General features: G+C 65.9%; 18 protein-coding genes and 1 riboswitch. All 18 genes read left to right on the top strand.

Going from position 1 to position 17940, the window contains the following annotated elements; translation table 11 throughout:
* Positions 1-5 precede the first annotated feature (5 nt).
* The 18 genes from AB4Z37_RS14195 to AB4Z37_RS14110 all read left to right on the top strand — a co-directional run bounded on the left by AB4Z37_RS14195 (position 6) and on the right by AB4Z37_RS14110 (position 17913).
* The gene (locus tag AB4Z37_RS14195) at positions 6-707 is read left to right on the top strand and encodes an ABC transporter ATP-binding protein (protein ID WP_441517573.1); all 702 of its coding nucleotides are present in this window, start codon (positions 6-8) and stop codon (positions 705-707) included.
* Positions 704-1864 (top strand): ABC transporter permease, encoded by a 1161-nt coding sequence (locus AB4Z37_RS14190; protein WP_441517379.1) that lies wholly within the window; start codon positions 704-706, stop codon positions 1862-1864. The genes AB4Z37_RS14195 and AB4Z37_RS14190 overlap by 4 nt, the downstream gene beginning before the upstream one ends.
* Positions 1865-1867: 3 nt before the next feature.
* A complete protein-coding gene (locus tag AB4Z37_RS14185; protein WP_441517378.1) occupies positions 1868-3055 on the top strand; it encodes an ABC transporter permease in 1188 nt (395 codons plus the stop codon).
* A gap of 139 nt (positions 3056-3194) precedes the next feature.
* Positions 3195-3512, top strand: a complete 318-nt coding sequence (locus AB4Z37_RS14180) for a hypothetical protein (protein WP_441517377.1) — start codon at positions 3195-3197, stop codon at positions 3510-3512.
* Positions 3513-3828: 316 nt separating this feature from the next.
* Positions 3829-3939: riboswitch (guanidine-I (ykkC/yxkD leader) on the top strand.
* A gap of 124 nt (positions 3940-4063) precedes the next feature.
* On the top strand, positions 4064-5107 hold the full coding sequence (locus tag AB4Z37_RS14175; protein ID WP_441517572.1) for a putative urea ABC transporter substrate-binding protein: 1044 nt from the start codon (positions 4064-4066) through the stop codon (positions 5105-5107).
* Between the two features lie 45 nt (positions 5108-5152).
* Positions 5153-5971, top strand: a complete 819-nt coding sequence (locus tag AB4Z37_RS14170; RefSeq protein ID WP_441517376.1) for an ABC transporter permease — start codon at positions 5153-5155, stop codon at positions 5969-5971.
* The gene (locus tag AB4Z37_RS14165) at positions 5968-6759 is read left to right on the top strand and encodes an ATP-binding cassette domain-containing protein (RefSeq protein WP_441517375.1); all 792 of its coding nucleotides are present in this window, start codon (positions 5968-5970) and stop codon (positions 6757-6759) included. Before AB4Z37_RS14170 ends, AB4Z37_RS14165 begins: the two co-directional genes overlap by 4 nt.
* Positions 6760-6797: 38 nt before the next feature.
* Positions 6798-7634, top strand: a complete 837-nt coding sequence (locus tag AB4Z37_RS14160) for an urea amidolyase associated protein UAAP1 (RefSeq protein WP_441517374.1) — start codon at positions 6798-6800, stop codon at positions 7632-7634.
* A gap of 11 nt (positions 7635-7645) precedes the next feature.
* Positions 7646-8281, top strand: a complete 636-nt coding sequence (locus AB4Z37_RS14155) for an urea amidolyase associated protein UAAP2 (protein ID WP_441517571.1) — start codon at positions 7646-7648, stop codon at positions 8279-8281.
* Positions 8282-8283: 2 nt separating this feature from the next.
* Positions 8284-11823 (top strand): urea carboxylase, encoded by a 3540-nt coding sequence (uca, locus tag AB4Z37_RS14150; RefSeq protein ID WP_441517373.1) that lies wholly within the window; start codon positions 8284-8286, stop codon positions 11821-11823.
* 149 nt (positions 11824-11972) lie between these two features.
* Positions 11973-12275, top strand: coding sequence for a hypothetical protein (locus tag AB4Z37_RS14145; RefSeq protein WP_441517372.1), 303 nt, complete (start codon positions 11973-11975; stop codon positions 12273-12275).
* Positions 12276-12297: 22 nt separating this feature from the next.
* Positions 12298-12612: a cupin domain-containing protein gene (locus AB4Z37_RS14140; protein WP_441517371.1), complete on the top strand. Its 315-nt coding sequence runs from the start codon at positions 12298-12300 to the stop codon at positions 12610-12612.
* Positions 12613-12829: 217 nt separating this feature from the next.
* Positions 12830-13780, top strand: coding sequence for a LysR family transcriptional regulator (locus AB4Z37_RS14135; RefSeq protein ID WP_441517370.1), 951 nt, complete (start codon positions 12830-12832; stop codon positions 13778-13780).
* Positions 13781-13823: 43 nt separating this feature from the next.
* The gene (locus AB4Z37_RS14130) at positions 13824-14744 is read left to right on the top strand and encodes an amino acid ABC transporter substrate-binding protein (RefSeq protein WP_441517369.1); all 921 of its coding nucleotides are present in this window, start codon (positions 13824-13826) and stop codon (positions 14742-14744) included.
* A 78-nt stretch (positions 14745-14822) separates the two neighbouring features.
* Positions 14823-15554, top strand: a complete 732-nt coding sequence (locus AB4Z37_RS14125) for an amino acid ABC transporter permease (protein WP_441517368.1) — start codon at positions 14823-14825, stop codon at positions 15552-15554.
* Positions 15555-15562: 8 nt separating this feature from the next.
* Complete coding sequence (locus tag AB4Z37_RS14120) at positions 15563-16255, top strand: amino acid ABC transporter permease (RefSeq protein ID WP_441517367.1); 693 nt, start codon at positions 15563-15565, stop codon at positions 16253-16255.
* A gap of 10 nt (positions 16256-16265) precedes the next feature.
* Entirely contained in the window at positions 16266-16997 is a 732-nt protein-coding gene (locus AB4Z37_RS14115) for an amino acid ABC transporter ATP-binding protein (RefSeq protein ID WP_441517366.1), read from the top strand.
* Positions 16998-17058: 61 nt separating this feature from the next.
* Positions 17059-17913, top strand: a complete 855-nt coding sequence (locus AB4Z37_RS14110) for a D-amino-acid transaminase (protein WP_441517365.1) — start codon at positions 17059-17061, stop codon at positions 17911-17913.
* Positions 17914-17940 lie beyond the last annotated feature (27 nt).

Raw genomic sequence — 17940 nt, 5'->3', positions numbered from 1 at the left:
GCTTTATCGTGACGAGTGAACATCCGATGGTCCGTCTTGCCGGCGTCAGCAAGGGCTTCACCAAGGGCAAGGAGACGATCACCATCTTCGACCGGCTCGACCTCACGATCCCGCGCGGTGATTTCATCGCGGTGATGGGGCCGTCGGGGTCCGGCAAGACCACGCTGCTCAACCTGCTCGGCGGTATCGATCGCGCCGATCGTGGCGAGGTGACGATCGCCGACACCCGTATCGACGGCTTGTCGGAGGGCGAACTCGCGCGCTGGCGGGCCGCCAATATCGGCTTCATCTTCCAGTTCTACAACCTGATGCCGATGCTGACCGCGGCGCAGAATGTCGAGCTGCCGTTGCTGCTGACCAAGCTGCATCGCAAGGAGCGGGCGGAGCGGGTGCAGACGGCGCTGTCGGTGGTCGGCCTCGCCGACCGCGTCAAGCACTATCCCCGCGAGATGTCGGGCGGCCAGCAGCAGCGGGTGGCGATCGCGCGCGCGATCGTGTCCGATCCGAACCTTCTGCTCTGCGACGAGCCGACCGGCGACCTCGACCGCGCATCCGCGGACGAGATTTTGTCCATCCTGCAACTGCTCAACAAGGATCTCGGCAAGACCATCGTCATGGTCACCCATGATCCGGCGGCGGCGCGCTACGCCCAGCGCACGCTGCATCTCGACAAGGGGCAGTTCGTGGCCAAGGAGCTCGCGGCGTGAACGACTTCGACCTCGTCCGCAAGAACCTGTTCCGCCGCAAGCTGCGCGCGATCCTGATGATCGTCTCGATCCTGGTCGCGTTCATGATCTTCGGCGTGCTGGCCGGCTTCTACCGTGCGTTCACCTCGGGCGAGGATCGCGCGGCCGCCGACCGGCTGATCACCGTCAACAAGATCAACTTCACCCAGCCGATGCCTATCGCCTATTTCAACCGCGTCCGCGCGGTCGAGGGGGTGCGGCAGGTCACCTATGCCAACTGGTTCGGCGGCTACTACCAGGATCCGAAGAACTTCCTGATGGCGCTGGCGATCGACCCGGCCAGCTATTTCGACGTCTACAGCCGCGACTTCGACATCGCGCCCGAGGCGCTGCAGACCTTCGTCCGCGAGCGCACCAGCGCCGTCGTCGGCGAGAAGCTGGCGCAGAAATGGGGCTGGAAGGTCGGCGACCGCATCCCGATCGGCAGCAATATCTTCTCGCAGAAGAGCGGCGGCACCAGTTGGGATGTCACCATCGCCGGCATCGTCAGGGGCAAGACCGCGGAGATCGATACCAATTTCCTGCTGTTCCAGTTCGCCTATTTCGACGAGACGCGCAGCTTCGGCAAGGACACGATCGGCTGGCTGGTGCTGCAGACCCGCTCGCCGTCGGACAACGATCGCGTCGCCAAGGTCGTCGATGCGATGTTCGCGAACTCCAGCGCCGAGACCTCGACCGACACCGAGAAGGCGTTCGGCAAGGCGTTCGCCGCGCAGTTCGGCAATATCGCGCTGATCGTCGTGCTGGTGGTCGGCGCCGCTTTCGTCACCATCCTGATGATCGTTGGCAACACCATGGCGCTGACTATCCGCGAGCGCACCCGCGAGATCGGGGTGCTGAAGACGCTCGGTTTCTCCGGCGCGCGGATCCTGCGCCTGGTGCTCGGGGAATCGATCCTGCTGGCTCTGCTCGGCGGCATCCCTGGCCTGGTGATCGCCGCGCTGGTTACCATGGCGCTGCGCACCAGCCTTGCCAATGTCGCGCCGTCCTTCGCGGTGTCACCCGATATCGCGCTGATGGGAATCGGACTGATGGTCGCGCTCGGGGTGATCACGGGGATCATTCCGGCGCTCAATGCCATGCGGCTGAAGATCGCCGCCGCACTCGGACGGGGTTAGACCATGCGCTCGCTGCTGCTTCAGATGCTGGCCGTCACCTCGATCAATCTCAGGAGCCTGCCGCAACGCCGCTGGCTGTCGCTGTCCACCGTGGTGGCGATCGCCCTCGTGGTCATCGTGCTGCTGGCATTCCTGGCGATGGCCAATGGCTTCCAGCGCACCATCGCCGGCTCCGGCGCCGACGATATCGCCATCGTGATGCGTGCCGGCTCGCAGGCCGAGATCAACAGCACGGTGATGCGCGACCAGAGCCGCCTGATCGAGGACGGCCCTGGCATCGCCCGCGGCGCCGACGGCAAGCCGCTGGTCTCACCGGAGCTCTATCTCGTGGTCGACGGCCTCAAGCGCACCACTCATACCAAGGCCAACCTGCCGCTGCGCGGCATCAGCGAGCAGGGCGGAGCTCTGCGTAAAGGCATCACCATCACCGCCGGGCGGATGTTCAATCGCGGCGCCAACGAGATCGTCGTCGGCAAGGGTCTGGTGCGCGAGTTCGAAGGCTTCGAGGTCGGCAGTACGGTGGCGTTCGGCACCACGCGCTGGACGGTGGTCGGGATTTTCGAAGCGGCTGGCAGCGTGTTCGAATCGGAGATCTGGGCCGACTTGCCGGTGCTGCAGAGCTTGTTCAACCGCAACAACGTGTTCCAGACCGTCCGCGTCCGCCTGACCTCGCCGGCGGCGCTAAGCGAGCTCAAGGCCTACAGCGACAACGATCCGCGGCTGAAGCTCGACGTCAAGTCGGAGGCGACTTATTTCGCCGAGCAGGCGTCGCGTACCTCCGATCTCATCCAGAAGCTCGGCTGGCCGCTCGCGATCGCCATGGCATTTGGCGCGCTCGCCGGCGCGCTCAACACGATGTATTCGTCAGTTGCGGCTCGCGCGACCGAGATCGCGACGCTGCGCGCCATCGGCTTTGGTGGTTTTGCGGCCTTTGTGGGAACGCTGGCGGAATCGCTGTCGCTGGCCGCCATCGGCGGGCTGATCGGCGCGGCGGCGACCTACCTGATCTTCGACGGGGTCTCAGCCTCGACGCTCGGCAGCAACTTCACCCAGGTGGTGTTCGACTTCAAGCTGACGCCGGCGCTGATGGTGCAGGGCGTGGTGCTGGCGCTGATCGTCGGGCTGATCGGCGGTCTGTTTCCGGCGCTGCGGGCCGCACGGATGCCGATCGTTGCCGGCCTGTATGGCTGAGGCAGGCAAGAGGACCGTTCGGTCTGGAGGTTTTCCAGCTCTAATGTGGCCTTCAGCCGGTTGAGCCGATGGCTGCAGCGGCCTAGACCTTGGCGTGACGGCGGCGATGGTTGGCGCCGTCAGGCAAGGGAGTGTGCAGATGCGCGATCCGCGTCATGCCGGAGCGGACGGCGATCCGGCGGTGCAGGGCGATCTCGACCAGGCGCTGCTGACAATGTTCTGCCGCACGCTCGACAATTCGCGGCTGCCGCCGATGACGGTGCTGCGCATGATGGCGGAAGCGTTGGGGGCGGCCTATCGGCAAGCCGCAACCGCGCATCTCAGCCAGCCTTGTCCCTGCGGCTGGCGGCCGACGGTCGAGGCCGATGTTGCTCTCTTGTGCGAGGCCGTCAGTGCGGTGGCGATGCCGCAACCGATCGGCGATCTCGCAGGGATGGAAGCGGTGGGCCGCGCCTAGCGTGAAGGCCTATTTCGGTGCATCGCTGCGGTGAGGTCCGACGCTCAGGCCGTACCGGCCATGGAGGCCGGCCACCAGCAGCCGCAAGGCGTTTCGCAGCCAGGCGTCGCGTCCCAGCCATGTCATGGATGTCCACCTCCGCCAATGCCGATCTCTGCGGCCATGGTGACGCGATGCCCCCAAAAGCAAAGCTCCAATAACGTGCGCACGCTGCATATTTCCTAGGCATTGCATTGTATGCACAGGGCGGCGGAGCGCCGAATGTCCCGGCAATTCAGCCGTCCTGTCTGTGGCACGCCTCATGCATTTGAGTAGCCGAGTTGGTTGCTAGGGTTCCGGCTTTGCGCCGCAGAGCGCTGGTCCGAGAGCAGCCGCTTGCGGGGGAGACATCCCCGCAGGTGCACGGCGGGACAAAAGCCCGGGAGACCTCGTTGAGCCAAGGGATTGGCAACGCGATGGTCCGTCGCCGATCCCTTTTTGTGAATTCGCAAGAGGGATCTGCCAAAATGATCAGACTGACATCTCAGCTCCGCTCCTCCGTTGTTCGCGCCATGGTCGCCGCATCGGTGCTGGCGCTCGTCGGCGCCGCGCCGGTCGAGGCTGCGCCGAAAAAGGATTTCAAGGTCGCGTGGTCGATCTATGTCGGCTGGATGCCGTGGGGCTATGCCGCCGACACCGGCATCGTCAAGAAGTGGGCCGACAAGTATGGCATCACCATCGAGGTGAAGCAGTTCAATGACTATGTCGAGTCGGTCAACCAGTACACCGCCGGCGCCTTCGACGCCGTGACCATCACCAACATGGATGCCTTGTCCATTCCGGCCGCTGGCGGCGTCGACACCACCGCGGTGGTGATGGGCGACTTCTCCAACGGCAACGATGCGGTGATCCTCAAGGGCAAGCCGGACCTCGCGGCGATCAAGGGCCAGAAGGTCAACCTCGTCGAGTTCTCGGTGTCGCACTACCTGCTCGCCCGCGCGCTGGAGAGCCGGCACCTCGCCGAGAAGGACATCAAGGTCGTCAACACCTCCGACGCCGATCTCGCCGCCGCCTACAAGACGCCGGACGTCACGGCAGTGGTGACCTGGAATCCGATCGTGTCGGAAATCCTGGCGGCGCCTGACGCCAAGAAGGTGTTCGATTCCTCCGAGATCCCCGGCGAGATCATGGACCTGATGGTGGTCAACACCGCGGTGGTCAAGGACAACCCGAACTTTGCCAAGGCGCTGGTCGGCATCTGGTACGAGACGCTCGCCCGCATGACCGCGGCAGGCGAGGGCGGCAAGGCCGCCAAGGAAGCGATGGCGAAGGCCTCGGGCACCGATCTGGCCGGTTTCGACAGCCAGCTTGCGTCGACCCGCCTGTTCGACAAGGCGTCCGACGCGGCGGCCTTCACCCGCAGCGCGGCGGTCGGCACCACCATGGACCGGGTGCGCAAGTTCCTGTTCGACAAGGCGCTGCTCGGCAAGGACGCCAAATCGGCGGACGCGGTCGGCATCGAGCTCGGTGACAAGACCGTGCTCGGCGACAAGGCCAACGTCAAGCTGCGCTTCGACGCCAGCTACATGGACGAGGCCGCTAAAGGCAAGCTGTGACGGAGGGGTGATCTGCGGGCATTCACGCCGGAGCAGGGAGCGAGCATGCGTCTGATGAACTTGAAACCGGGTCGGCAGGTGGCGTTCTATCTTGCTGCCCTGCCGTTCGTGCTGCTGCTCGCGGCCTACCTCGCCGGCTCCGGCATGCGGCTCGCAGAAAACCCCACTGACAAGCTGCTGCCTGCGCTGTCGAGCATGGCGCAGGCAGTCAAGCACATGGGCTTCGAGATCGATGCCCGCACCGGCAGCAACCTGATGCTGACGGATACGCTGGCGAGCCTTGGCCGGCTGGGGGCGGCGCTCGCGATCTCGACCGTGGCGGCATTGCTGCTCAGCATCGCCGTCGGCCTGCTGCCGGCAGCGACCGCGCTGCTGGCGCCGTTCATCAACGTTGTCTCGATCGTGCCGCCGCTGGCGCTGCTGCCGATCTTGTTCATCGTGATGGGGCTCGGTGAGAATTCCAAGATCGGGCTGATCGTGATCGGTACGCTGCCGTGCATCATCCGCGATCTCACCATGAAGGTGCAGGAGCTGCCGCGCGAGCAGCTGATCAAGGCGCAGACGCTCGGCGCCTCCACCTGGCAGGTGGCGCTGCGGGTGGTGTTGCCGCAGCTGCTGCCGCGGCTTCTGGACTCGCTGCGGCTGCAGCTCGGGCCGGCCTGGCTGTTCCTGATCGCGGCGGAAGCGATCGCCTCCGACAGCGGGCTTGGCTACCGCATTTTCCTGGTGCGGCGGTATCTCGCGATGGATGTGATCATTCCGTACGTCATCTGGATCACGCTGCTCGCTTTCCTGATGGACGCCGGGCTGCGCCTCCTGCAGCGCAAGGCGTTTCCCTGGTTCGCCGCGGTGAGGGCGGCATGAGCGCGATCCGGTTCGACGACGTCTGGAAAGAGTACGACAGCCATATCGTGCTGGAGCGGATCACGCTCGACGTGGCGCCGCGCGCCTTCATCGCGCTGGTTGGTCCGTCGGGTTGTGGCAAGACCACGTTCCTGCGGATGCTGCTCGGCGAGGAGAGCCCGACGCGCGGCACCATTTCCGTCGACGGCAAGCCGTTGCGGCCGGAGCCGGACGCCGATCGCGGCGTCGTGTTCCAGCGCTACTCGGTGTTTCCGCACCTGACGGTGTTGCAGAACGTGCTGCTCGGCCGCGAGCTGCAGCGGGCACCGCTGACCGGGCGGCTGTTCGGGGCGGCCAGGCGTGCGGCGACCGAGGAGGCGCGGGCGCTGCTCGCCGAGGTCGGTCTTGCCGGGCACGAGGCCAAATATCCGGCGTCGCTGTCTGGCGGCATGCAGCAGCGCCTCGCGCTCGCGCAGGCAGTGATGCGCCGGCCGAAGATCCTGCTGCTCGACGAGCCGTTCGGGGCGCTCGACCCAGGCATCCGCGCCGACATCCATGTGCTGATGAAGCGACTGTGGAACGAGACCGAGCTGACTGTATTGATGGTGACCCATGATCTCAGCGAGGCGTTTCGCCTCGCGACGCGGGTGATCGCGTTCGAGCGCAATCGCGACCGTCCGGAGGAGCGCGAGCGCTACGGCGCCACCATCTCGCGCGACCTCGAGATCTATCCGCGACGCGTCGCCGACCTGCGGCCATTGTCGACTTTCCGCTCCGGCCGGGACGACCCGGCCGCTCAGGGAGCATGAGCCGGGACGACCCGGCGCCTGTCCGAGAGAGGGCAACCATGATCCTGACGCAGGAGCAGCAGACCGAGATTGCGGCCAACCGACGACGTTATGAGGAATTGAAGGCCGCAGGCCAGGGGCAGGCGCCGCGCGCACTGCCGCCGCCGACGGCGCGGGATGGCGCGCCGATCGCGGCCGCTGCGATCCGTCATCGCGAGATCATTCCGGATGGCTGGTACTGGACGACGCAGCTGAAGCGCGGCGAGGCGCTGCGCCTGGTCAACACCGGCGGGCAGTCCTGCATCAGCCTGCTCGCGTGGGCTGCCGCCGATCCCAGCGAGCGGCTGAATCATGCCGACACCATCAAGGTGCAGTGGGCCGCCAGCCTGCGCAAAGGGCGCGTGATCCTGTCGGACATGGGGCGGGTCCTCCTGAGCATCGTCGAGGACACCAGCGGCGCGCACGATACCCTCGCGGGCGCGTCCTCGGCGGCGACCAATGCCGCGAAGTACGGCGCCGGGCCGCATCGCAACAGCCGCGACAACTTCATTCTCGCGGCCGGCAAGCTAGGGCTCGGCCGCCGCGACATCATGCCGTGCATCGCGTTCTTCGCGCCGGTCGCGGTCGACGCGGAGGGCCGGTTCGTGTGGCAGGACGAACGCCGGCAGGCGGGTGATTTCATCGACCTGCGCGCCGAGATGGATCTGCTGATCGCGTTGTCGAACTGCCCGCATCCGCTCGATCCGCTGCCGTCGCCGGTGCGGGCTGCCGTCGAGGTCGTCCGCTATCAGGCCACTCCAGCGGTCGCGGACGATCTCTGCCGCACCGCGAGCGCGGAGGCGGTCCGCGCCTTTGAGAACAACGCCCTTCTGCTCGATACGCGGATCGCGGGGTGAGCGCCATGACCATGCCAGACATTCCCGCCGACGCCCGCGTCGTGATCGACACCGAAATTCCTGCCCGTGCACCGTGGTCTGCCGTCATCCGCCGGGGGCAGCGGCTGCGCATCATCGACAGCCATGGCCAGCAGGCGGTCGATACGTTGTTCTACAATGCCGCCGACCCGCAGGAACGCTATAGCGGCCAGGACACCCTGCGTGCGCAGGGTTCGGCCTATGTCAGCACCGGCACCCGCATCGTCTCCAACGAGGGCCGCACGATGCTGCACATGGTCGCCGACAGTTGCGGCCTGCACGATACCTCGGCGGGCGCCTGCTCGTGCGAGAGCAACACGGTGCGCTTCGGCCACCACACCCGCTACCTGCATGCCTGCCGCGAGAATTTTCTGATCGAGGCGGCGAAGCACGGTCTGTCCAAGCGCGACATCGTGCCGAACCTCAACTTCTTCATGAACGTGCCGATCGATCCCCAAGGCAATTTCACGGTGGTCGATGGCGTTTCCAGGCCCGGCGACCATGTCGAACTGCTGGCGGAGATGGATGTGCTCTGCCTGATCTCCAACTGTCCGCAGATCAACAACCCCTGCAACGGCTTCTTTCCGACGCCGGTGCGTGTGGTGGTCTACGAGACGACGGAGGGCTGAGCATGTTCCGCAAGGTTCTGATGGCCAACCGCGGCGAGATCGCCGGGCGAATCGGCCGGACGCTGCGCCGGATGGGGATTGCCTCCGTCGCGGTCTATTCTGACGCCGATCGTTTCACACGGCCGGTGCTGGACGCCGACGAGGCCGTCCGCATCGGTCCTGCGCCGGCGGCCGAAAGCTATCTCGATGTCGATGCGATCGTCGCCGCCTGCCTGCAGACCGGCGCCGAGGCCGTGCACCCCGGCTACGGCTTCCTGTCGGAGAACCGGCGCCTCGCCGAGACGCTCGCAGGCCACGGTATCCGCTTCATCGGACCGCGTCCCGAGCATCTCGACGCCTTCGGCCTCAAGCACCGGGCGCGCGCAATCGCGATGGAGGCCGGCGTGCCGCTGTTGCCGGGATCGGATCTGCTCGACACCGTGGAGGAGGCGGTCGCAGCCGCTGTGCGGATCGGCTTTCCGGTGATGCTGAAGAGCACGGCCGGTGGCGGCGGCATCGGCATGCAGCTCTGCCACGACGAGGCGGCGCTTCGCGAGCGGTTCGCGACCGTGCAGCGCACCGCGCGGGCGAGCTTTGGCGACGCCCGCGTCTATCTCGAGCGCTTCGTTGCCGAGGCGCGGCACATCGAGGTGCAGATTTTCGGCAACGGCAAAGGCGGTGTGGTGGCCTTGGGCGAGCGCGACTGCTCGCTGCAGCGCCGCAACCAGAAGGTCGTGGAAGAGACGCCGGCACCGGGCCTGAGTGACGCGGTGCGGCGACGGCTGCATGCCGCCGCGGTCGCGCTCGGGCAACGCGTCGCCTATGAATCCGCCGGCACGGTCGAGTTCATCTATGACGTCGCGCGGGCGGACTTCTATTTCCTCGAAGTGAACACCCGCCTACAGGTCGAGCATCCCATCACCGAGGCGGTGTTCGGCGTCGACCTCGTGGAATGGATGGTGCGCCAGGCTGCCGGCGAGGACGTGCTCGCCGGCTTGCCGCCGCTGGCGCCGTATGGTGCGGCGATCGAGGTGCGGCTCTATGCCGAGAACCCCGCCGCAGGCTTCCGCCCCAGTGCAGGCCGGCTGACCGAGGTGAGGTTTCCCGGCCATGTGCGGGTCGATGGCTGGATCGAGACCGGCGTCGAGGTCACGCCGTTCTACGATCCGATGCTGGCCAAGCTGATCGTCGCCGGCGACACCCGGGCCGACGCCATCGCCCGCCTGCAGCAGGCGTTGCAGGCCACGACGGTCGCCGGGATCGAGACCAATCTCGAATACCTGCGCACCGTGGTTGCAGCAGAGCCATTCCAGAGCGGCCGGGTCGCGACCAGCGTGCTCGGCATGTTGTCCTTCGTGCCGCACACCATCGACGTGCTGGCGCCGGGTGCGCAGTCCGGGTTGCAGGAGCTGCCGGGGCGCCTGCATCTGTGGCATGTCGGGGTGCCGCCGAGCGGCCCGATGGACGAGCGCTCGTTCCGTCTTGCCAACGCCATCGTCGGCAATGCCGAGACGACTGCGGCGCTGGAATTGACCGTCAATGGTCCGACACTGCGCTTCAATGCGGACGCGGTCATCGCGCTGGCGGGGGCGCGCATGCGTGCGACGCTCGACGGAGACCCGATCGACCATCACCAGCCGGTCGTGGTGCGAGCCGGTCAGGTGCTGGCGATCGGGGCAATCGAAGGGGCCGGCCAGCGCTGCTATCTCGCGCTGCGCGGCGGCTTTGCCGCGCCCCAGTTCCTCGGCTCGCGGGCGGTGTTCGCGCTGGGGGCCTTCGGCGGCCATGCCACCGGCGTGCTGAAGGCCGGCGATGTCTTGCACATGGCCGGCGACGAGCCGCCGCATCCGTCGCGGATTCCGGCGGACGCGGAGATTCCCGAGCTGACGCGGGTGTGGCGCATCGGCGTCATCTATGGTCCCCACGGCGCTCCGGACTTCTTCCTCGATGCCGACATCGAAACGCTGTTCGCCGCGACCTACGAGGTGCACTTCAACAGCGCGCGAACCGGAGTGCGGCTGATCGGGCCGAAGCCGGCCTGGGCGCGGGCGGATGGTGGGGAGGCGGGGCTGCATCCGTCGAACATCCACGACAACGCCTATGCGATTGGTGCGATCGATTTCACCGGTGACATGCCGATCATTCTTGGCCCGGACGGTCCGAGCCTCGGCGGCTTCGTCTGTCCGGCGGTCGTCGCGCGCGACGAGCTGTGGAAGATCGGGCAACTGCGCCCCGGCGACACCGTGCGCTTCGTCGCGCAGCGGCGGGACGATCCTGTGGCCGGGCCGCTGGTTGCGCGCGCCGCGCCCGAACTCGGCGCGGCGATCATCGGCCGCGACGACGACGCGGCGGTGCCGGTGGTCTACCGCCGCGCGGGTGACGATAACCTGCTGGTCGAATACGGGCCGATGGAGCTCGACATCGGCCTTCGGCTGCGGGTCCACGCGTTGGCGCAGGCGATTGAGCAGGCGCGGTTGCCTGGACTTGTCGATCTCACGCCGGGCATCCGCTCGCTGCAGGTACACTATGACGGCACAGTGCTGTCGCGCCAGCGTTTGCTCGACGTGCTGTGCGCGCTCGAGCGCGACCTGCCGGCGGTGGATGCGATGACCGTGCCAAGCCGGATCATCCATCTGCCGCTGTCGTGGAACGATCCCGCAGCGGTGCTGGCGATGCAAAAGTACCAGGAGCTGGTGCGCCCCGACGCGCCATGGTGTCCGTCGAACATCGAGTTCATTCGCCGCATCAACGGCCTCGACAGCGAGGACGAGGTGCGCCGCATCGTGTTCGACGCGAGTTATCTGGTGCTTGGCCTCGGCGACGTCTATCTCGGCGCGCCGGTGGCGACCCCGCTCGATCCGCGCCATCGCCTGGTCACGACCAAGTACAACCCGGCGCGGACCTGGACGCCGGAGAACGCGGTGGGCATCGGCGGTGCCTACATGTGCATCTACGGCATGGAAGGGCCGGGTGGCTATCAGCTATTCGGCCGCACCATCCAGGTGTGGAACAGCTGGCGCACGACGCCGGTGTTCACGCCGGGGCATCCGTGGTTGCTGCGGTTCTTCGACCAGATCAGGTTCTTTCCGGTTGACGCCGACGAATTGCTGGAGGCGCGCGAAGCATTTCCGCACGGCGCGTATCCGCTGAGGATCGAGGAGACCGAGTTCTCCTATGCCGATCATGTGAAGGGTCTCGCAGCCGAGCACGACGGCATTGCTGCGTTCAAGGCGCGCCAGCAGGCGGCGTTCGAAGCCGAGCGCGGTCGCTGGAAGGCACTCGCCATCGACGAGGTCCGCGACGATGTTGCGGCAGCGGCCACAGCGGAGGAGGTTCCGGAAGGTACGACCGGCGCGTTCTCGGAGGTGCCTGGTAACGTCTGGAAGATCCTTGTCGAGGAAGGCGCGACTGTCACGGCCGGCGAGACCCTCGCGATCATCGAATCGATGAAGATGGAGATCGGCGTCCCCGCGCCGGTCGGCGGCAGGGTCGCGAAAGTCCGGATCCGGCCGGGCCAGACCCTGCGGGCCGGAGATGTCGTCGTCCTGATCGAAGCGGCCTAGCAAGGAAGAGGCGAGGACCTGAGGCAACATGCCCGAATTTCGTCCTCGCCTCCGGAGGCAAATGCGATTATGTCGTGATCGGTGTGTGCAGTGCACAAAGTGCGGCGCAACCCTCGCGCCTATGGTGCCGGGACGATTTGGAGAGCGTTTTGACGACCACCTGGAATACGAAGTACGGTTCGCGGCGGCTGAAGGTCGACCTGCCGACCCTGGAGGAGGCGATCTATGCCGCCGCCGGGATCACGGACGACCGCGAACAGCAGGCCGAGATCGCGGCGGCGCTGATGGGCATGCCGCTCGATCAGGTCCGCGCCGAGGTCCTCAAGACGAGGGTCCGGACTGCGGCGGAGCCGGTTCGGCAGATCATCGAGGGCGTCGGCGCGCGCCGTGGTCCGCGGGTGGTGGTGGTCGAGCAGAAGTCTGCCCGTCGCCGGCGCATCATGCCGGCGTGAGGCGATAACACGGGGCTTTGCGATGGCGTTTCAGTGCACGACCCCGGCTATTCCCACTGTTCAGCAGGACGATGACGTCGTCCGGATCACGCGCTGGGATTTCGCTCCCGGCGCCGTGACCGGATGGCATCGCCATGGCTGGCCTTATTTCGTGATCATGCTCACCGACGGCGTGCTGCGCCTTCACGATGGTGCCGCAGTGACCGATGTGGCGCTGGTCGCCGGCCAGTCTTACCGGCGGCTGGCGGGGGTGGAACACGACGTCATGAACGGTTCCGCGCATCCGATCGCCTTTGTCGAGATCGAGGTCAAGCGGCCGGACGCCCTGGCCGGTTGAGGGGAAACGCCTCGTTGGGGCGCTCGGCGCCGTCCCGCGGATTCACACCAAGGACCAATGGCGGCCTCCCGCCAATTCGGGCTATGATACCCGGACCGGTGCAAAATTTGCATTGGCATGGGATCATGTCGGTTCGGTAGATAGGCGCCGCAAGAAGATCCGGCCCAGCACACGACAACGGCGGAAAGCCGGGCGGGGGGACGGGAGGGGGCGATGGATGGAATTGCGCTGGCTTCAGGATTTCCTGATGGTCGCGGAGACCGGGAATTTTACCCGCGCCGCGGAGCGGAGAAATGTCTCGCAGGCGGCCTTCAGCCGGCGCATCAAGGCGCTGGAGGCGTGGCTCGGTTTCGACCTGATCGACCGCGGTGTGTTCCCGACGAAGCTCACGCCCCAGGGTGAACAGTTTCGCGAGCACGCCGGCGAATTGCTGCGGCAGATGCTCGACGCGCGTGCCGAGCTTGCCGGCGGGCCAGTGCGGCGCAACGAGAACATCCGCATTGCACTGCCGTTCGCGCTGGCGACAGCCCGCTTGCCGCATTGGTGGCCGACCTGGTCGCAGGACAAGCGTTTGAGCTGCTCGGTCGTGGTCGGCAACATCCATGACCTGGTCACCGCGGTGATGTCGGACAATGCCGACCTGATGATCTGCTATCATAACGCGCAGCAGCCGATCGAACTCGATCCCGCGCGTTTTGAGCGCGTGACGCTCGGCCACGAATTCCTGCGGCCCTATGCCAGCCAGCGCCTCGCGGCGAACGGCAGTCTCGCACTGCCGGGCCGACCTGACCGGCCGGTGCCGCTGCTGATGTATTCTGCGGGCGTCTATTTTGCCCGTCTTGTCGATCTTGCCCTGGAGAGCGAGCCGGTGTGCGGCCAGCGGGTCATCGAGAGCGACATGTCCGACGTGCTGCGCGACATGGCTTTCGCCGGCCGCGGCGTCGCCTGGCTGCCGGAGAGCACGGTTGCCGCGGCCGGCCGCAAGGGCCTCGTGCCGCTCGGCGGTGAGACCTGGGCGGTGCCGCTGTCGCTGATCGCCTTTCGCGACCGGCGCAATGATCGCAGGGCATTGAACCTATTCTGGTCCGAATTATGCAAGCATCACGCCGTTCCCGACGGGACAGGTGAAGACGGGCTTTCGCCCGCGGTCACCCGGCTCGCCGGCTAGCGGCCAAACACCGAGGCCAGAGTTTGTGAGGAGGAGAGGACGCATGAAAAGCTACGCAGTTATCGGCGCAACGATCGGGGCACTGGCGCTTTGCGCCGGCACGGCCGCAGCCCAGCAGCTCACCGGCACACTGAAGAACATCAAGGACACCGGCGCGATCACGATCGGCTATCGCGACTCGTCGATTCCGTTTTCCTATCTCGACGACAACCAGAAGCCGGTCGGCTTCGCCATGGATATCTGCTACCGCATCGTCGATGCGGTGAAGAAGGAGCTCAAGCTCGACAAGCTCGAGGTCAAGCTCAATCCGGTGACCTCGGCGACCCGTATCCCGCTGATGGCCAACGGCACCATCGACCTCGAATGCGGCTCGACCACCAACAATGCCGAGCGCCAGAAGCAGGTGTCGTTCACCAACACCCATTATCTCACCGCGAGCCGCTTCGTCTCCAAGAAGTCCAGCAACCTCAACAGCATTGCGGATCTCAAGGGCAAGACGGTGGTGTCGACCTCGGGCACGACCAACATCAAGCAGCTCAACGAGGTCAATGCTGCGCGTGGTCTGGGCATCAACATCGTTCCGGCCAAGGACCATGCGGAAGCCTTCCTGATGGTCGAGACCGACCGCGCGGTGGCGTTCGTGATGGATGACATCCTGCTGGCGAGTCTCGCCGCCGGCTCCAAGGATCCCGACGCCTACGTGATCTCGAAGGACGCGTTCTCCAAGCCAGAGCCCTATGGCATCATGGTGCGCAAGGACGATCCGGCCTTCAAGAAGGTGGCGGATGACGCCACCGCTGCGTTCTACAAGAGCCCGGAAGGCGCCAAGCTCTATGACAAGTGGTTCACGCAGAAGATCCCGCCCAAGGGACTGAACCTCAACGTGCCGATGGGACCGGAGCAGAAGAGGGCGTTTGCCGAGCCGTCGGATTCGCCGGATCCGGACGCTTATCTGCCGAAGTAACCGCACGCGACGGCCCGCGCCGCGGCATCAGCTGGCGGCGCGGGTGTCCGATATGATCCGGAGGTCGGGGGACCGAACGTGAACTATCATTGGAATTGGTCGATATTCTGGGACCCGTCGCCGAGCGGGACCGGCACCTACCTGGACATGCTGCTGTCCGGCCTCGTGCTGACCATCGAAACGGCGCTGTGTGCCTGGATTCTGGCGCTGGTCTTCGGCTCGATCGTCGGCGTGATGCGCACGCTGCCGTCGAAGGCGGCGCAGCGGATCAGCTTCGCCTATATCGAACTGTTCCGGAATATGCCGCTGCTGGTGCAGTTGTTCCTGTGGTTCTTCGTGCTGCCGGAACTGCTGCCACGGGCGTGGGGGTTGTGGCTGAAGCAGTTCCCCAACGCGCCATTCTACAATGCGGTGATCGGTCTCGGCCTGTTCATGTCGGCGCGCGTCGCGGTGCAGCTCGCCGCCGGCATCAGCGCGCTGCCGCGCGGCCAGCGCATGGCAGGAACGGCGCTTGGCCTCACGACGCTGCAGACCTATCGCTACATCCTGCTGCCGATGGCGTTCCGCATCATCCTGCCGCCGTTGACGTCGGAGTTCCTCAACACCATCAAGAACTCCTCGGTGGCGATCACCATCGGGCTGATCGAGCTCACGGGACAAGCCCGCGCCATGCAGGAATTTTCGTTTCAGGTGTTCGAGGCATTCACCGCCGCGACCATCCTCTACCTGATCGTCAATATCGTGGTCGTCGTCGCCATGCGTTTCGTCGAGCGCGGGGTGGCGATCCCCGGCTACATCACCGGCAAGTAGGAGGCGTCATGTTCGCGAATTTCGACTTTGACGTCATCCGCCGCTCGCTTGGCTATCTGTTCCTCGACGGCATGACCTTCACGCTGACGCTGACCGCGCTCTCGGCACTCGGCGGGCTGGTGTTCGGCACCCTGATCGCCTTGATGCGGCTGTCGAACCTCAGGCTGCTCGGGCGCATCGCCGGACTTTATGTCGATCTGATGCGGTCGCTGCCGCTGGTGCTGGTGATCTTCTGGTTCTACTTCCTGGTGCCCTATATCGGCCAGTGGCTGACCGGGGCGTCGCGCCCGGTGCATGTCGGCGCGTTTACGTCCTCGCTCGTGACCTTCATCATGTTCGAGGCCGCGTATTTCTCCGAGATCATGCGCGCCGGCATCCAGTCGATCTCCCGCGGACAGCCGGCGGCGGCGCAGGCGCTCGGCCTGACCTACGCCCAGACCATGCGCTACGTCGTGCTGCCGCAGGCCTTTCGCAAGATGCTGCCGGTGCTGCTGACCCAGACCATCGTGCTGTTCCAGGACACCTCGCTGGTCTACGTGCTCTCGATCCCGGATTTCCTTGGCGCCGCCAGCAAGGTCGCGCAACGTGACGGGCGTCTGGTCGAGATGTACCTGTTCGCGGCGGTGGTCTACTTCGCCATTTCGTTCATCGCGTCGACCGGCGTCAGGCGGTTGCAGGCGCGCATCAGCTTTGCTCAGTAACGGATCCTTCATGATCGAGATCAGCAACGTCAGCAAATGGTACGGCACCAGCTTTCAGGTGCTGAAGGACTGCACCACCAGTGTCGCCAAGGGTGAGGTGGTGGTGGTGTGCGGCCCGTCGGGATCGGGCAAATCCACCCTGATCAAGTGCGTCAACGCATTGGAGCCTTTCCAGCAGGGCGACATCACGATCGACGGCATCAAGGTCAACGATCCGAAGACCGACCTGCCCAAGCTGCGCTCACGGGTCGGCATGGTGTTCCAGCACTTCGAGCTGTTTCCCCATCTCAAGATCATCGACAATCTCTGTCTTGCGCAGCAGAAGGTGCTGGGCCGCAAGCACGATGAGGCCGTTACCAGGGGCATGGCGTTGCTCGACCGGGTCGGCCTGAAGGCTCATGCCGAGAAGTTCCCGGCACAGCTCTCCGGCGGCCAGCAGCAGCGGGTGGCGATCGCCCGGGCGTTGGCGATGAACCCGATTGCCATGCTGTTCGACGAGCCGACCTCGGCGCTCGACCCGGAGATGATCAGCGAGGTGCTGGACGTCATGGTGCAGCTCGCCCGCGAGGGCATGACCATGATGGTGGTGACGCACGAGATGGGGTTCGCGCGCAAGGTCGCCCAGCGCGTGGTGTTCATGGATCGGGGAGAGATCGTCGAAGACGCAAGTACCGAGGATTTCTTCGGCAAGCCGCGCAGCGACCGCGCCCAGAACTTCCTGTCCAAGATCTTGTCGCATTGAAGGTTCATAACGGTCTGCGGCCGCATGCTGTGGGCCCGTCTATCGTCGAGGAGATATCGCTTTGAGTCGCATCGCTTACGTCAACGGTTCGTTCGTACCCCTGGAAGAGGCGAAGGTCTCGATCCTCGACCGCGGGTTCCTGTTCGCCGATGGCATCTATGAGGTCTCGGCGGTGCTGGGCGGCAAGCTGGTCGACAACGATTCGCATCTTTTGCGGCTGCAGCGCTCGGTCGGCGAGATCGCGCTGCCGCTGCCGGAGACGCTCGACCGCATCAAGGCGATCCAGAAGGAGCTGATTGCGCGCAACAATCTTGTCGACGGCCTCGTCTACCTGCAGGTGACGCGCGGCGCCGCCGAGCGCGACTTCCCGTTCCCCAAGGAAGTGACGCCGACGCTGGTGATGTTCACCACGGTGAAGGACATCATCAATGCCCCGGCGGCCAAGACCGGCATTGCGGTGAAGACCGTGCCGGATATCCGCTGGGAGCGGCGTGACATCAAGAGCGTGGCCCTGCTGGCGCAGGTCCTGGCCAAGCAGGCGGCGGCCGAAGCCGGCTGCCAGGAGGCGTGGATGATCGAGGACGGCGCCGTCACCGAGGGCGGCTCGTCGTCGGCCTTCATCCTGACGCAGGACGACGTGCTGGTGACCCGGCAGAACTCCAACGCCATCCTGCCGGGCTGCACCCGCAAGGCCGTCATCGCGCTCGCTGCCGAGCGCCAGCTGCGGATCGAGGAGCGGCCGTTCACCGTCGCCGAGGCGCTGGCCGCCAAGGAAGCCTTCATCACCAGCGCCTCGAGCTTCGTGCAGCCGGTGGTCAGGATCGACGGCCAGGCGGTCGGCGGCGGCAAGCCGGGGCCGGTCGCGGCGCGGCTGCGGGAGATCTATGTGGAGTTCGCCCGCGCCACGGCGGACTGACGGAACGGGCCGTCGGCCCGTGGTGCG

Source organism: Bradyrhizobium sp. 2TAF24, assembly GCF_052115025.1.
Taxonomy (GTDB): Bacteria; Pseudomonadota; Alphaproteobacteria; order Rhizobiales; family Xanthobacteraceae; genus Bradyrhizobium_A.
This window is presented reverse-complemented; position numbering and strand designations above follow the sequence as displayed.

Excerpts from the sequence above, each read along its gene's own strand:
- AB4Z37_RS14130 (WP_441517369.1), top strand. The coding sequence starts at position 13,824 with ATGAAAAGCTACGCAGTTATCGGCGCAACGATCGGGGCACTGGCGCTT.
- AB4Z37_RS14185 (WP_441517378.1), top strand. The coding sequence starts at position 1,868 with ATGCGCTCGCTGCTGCTTCAGATGCTGGCCGTCACCTCGATCAATCTC.
- AB4Z37_RS14165 (WP_441517375.1), top strand. The coding sequence starts at position 5,968 with ATGAGCGCGATCCGGTTCGACGACGTCTGGAAAGAGTACGACAGCCAT.
- AB4Z37_RS14180 (WP_441517377.1), top strand. The coding sequence starts at position 3,195 with ATGCGCGATCCGCGTCATGCCGGAGCGGACGGCGATCCGGCGGTGCAG.
- uca (WP_441517373.1), top strand. The coding sequence starts at position 8,284 with ATGTTCCGCAAGGTTCTGATGGCCAACCGCGGCGAGATCGCCGGGCGA.
- AB4Z37_RS14155 (WP_441517571.1), top strand. The coding sequence starts at position 7,646 with ATGCCAGACATTCCCGCCGACGCCCGCGTCGTGATCGACACCGAAATT.
- AB4Z37_RS14135 (WP_441517370.1), top strand. The coding sequence starts at position 12,830 with ATGGAATTGCGCTGGCTTCAGGATTTCCTGATGGTCGCGGAGACCGGG.
- AB4Z37_RS14160 (WP_441517374.1), top strand. The coding sequence starts at position 6,798 with ATGATCCTGACGCAGGAGCAGCAGACCGAGATTGCGGCCAACCGACGA.
- AB4Z37_RS14175 (WP_441517572.1), top strand. The coding sequence starts at position 4,064 with ATGGTCGCCGCATCGGTGCTGGCGCTCGTCGGCGCCGCGCCGGTCGAG.
- AB4Z37_RS14140 (WP_441517371.1), top strand. The coding sequence starts at position 12,298 with ATGGCGTTTCAGTGCACGACCCCGGCTATTCCCACTGTTCAGCAGGAC.
- AB4Z37_RS14120 (WP_441517367.1), top strand. The coding sequence starts at position 15,563 with ATGTTCGCGAATTTCGACTTTGACGTCATCCGCCGCTCGCTTGGCTAT.
- AB4Z37_RS14115 (WP_441517366.1), top strand. The coding sequence starts at position 16,266 with ATGATCGAGATCAGCAACGTCAGCAAATGGTACGGCACCAGCTTTCAG.
- AB4Z37_RS14170 (WP_441517376.1), top strand. The coding sequence starts at position 5,153 with ATGCGTCTGATGAACTTGAAACCGGGTCGGCAGGTGGCGTTCTATCTT.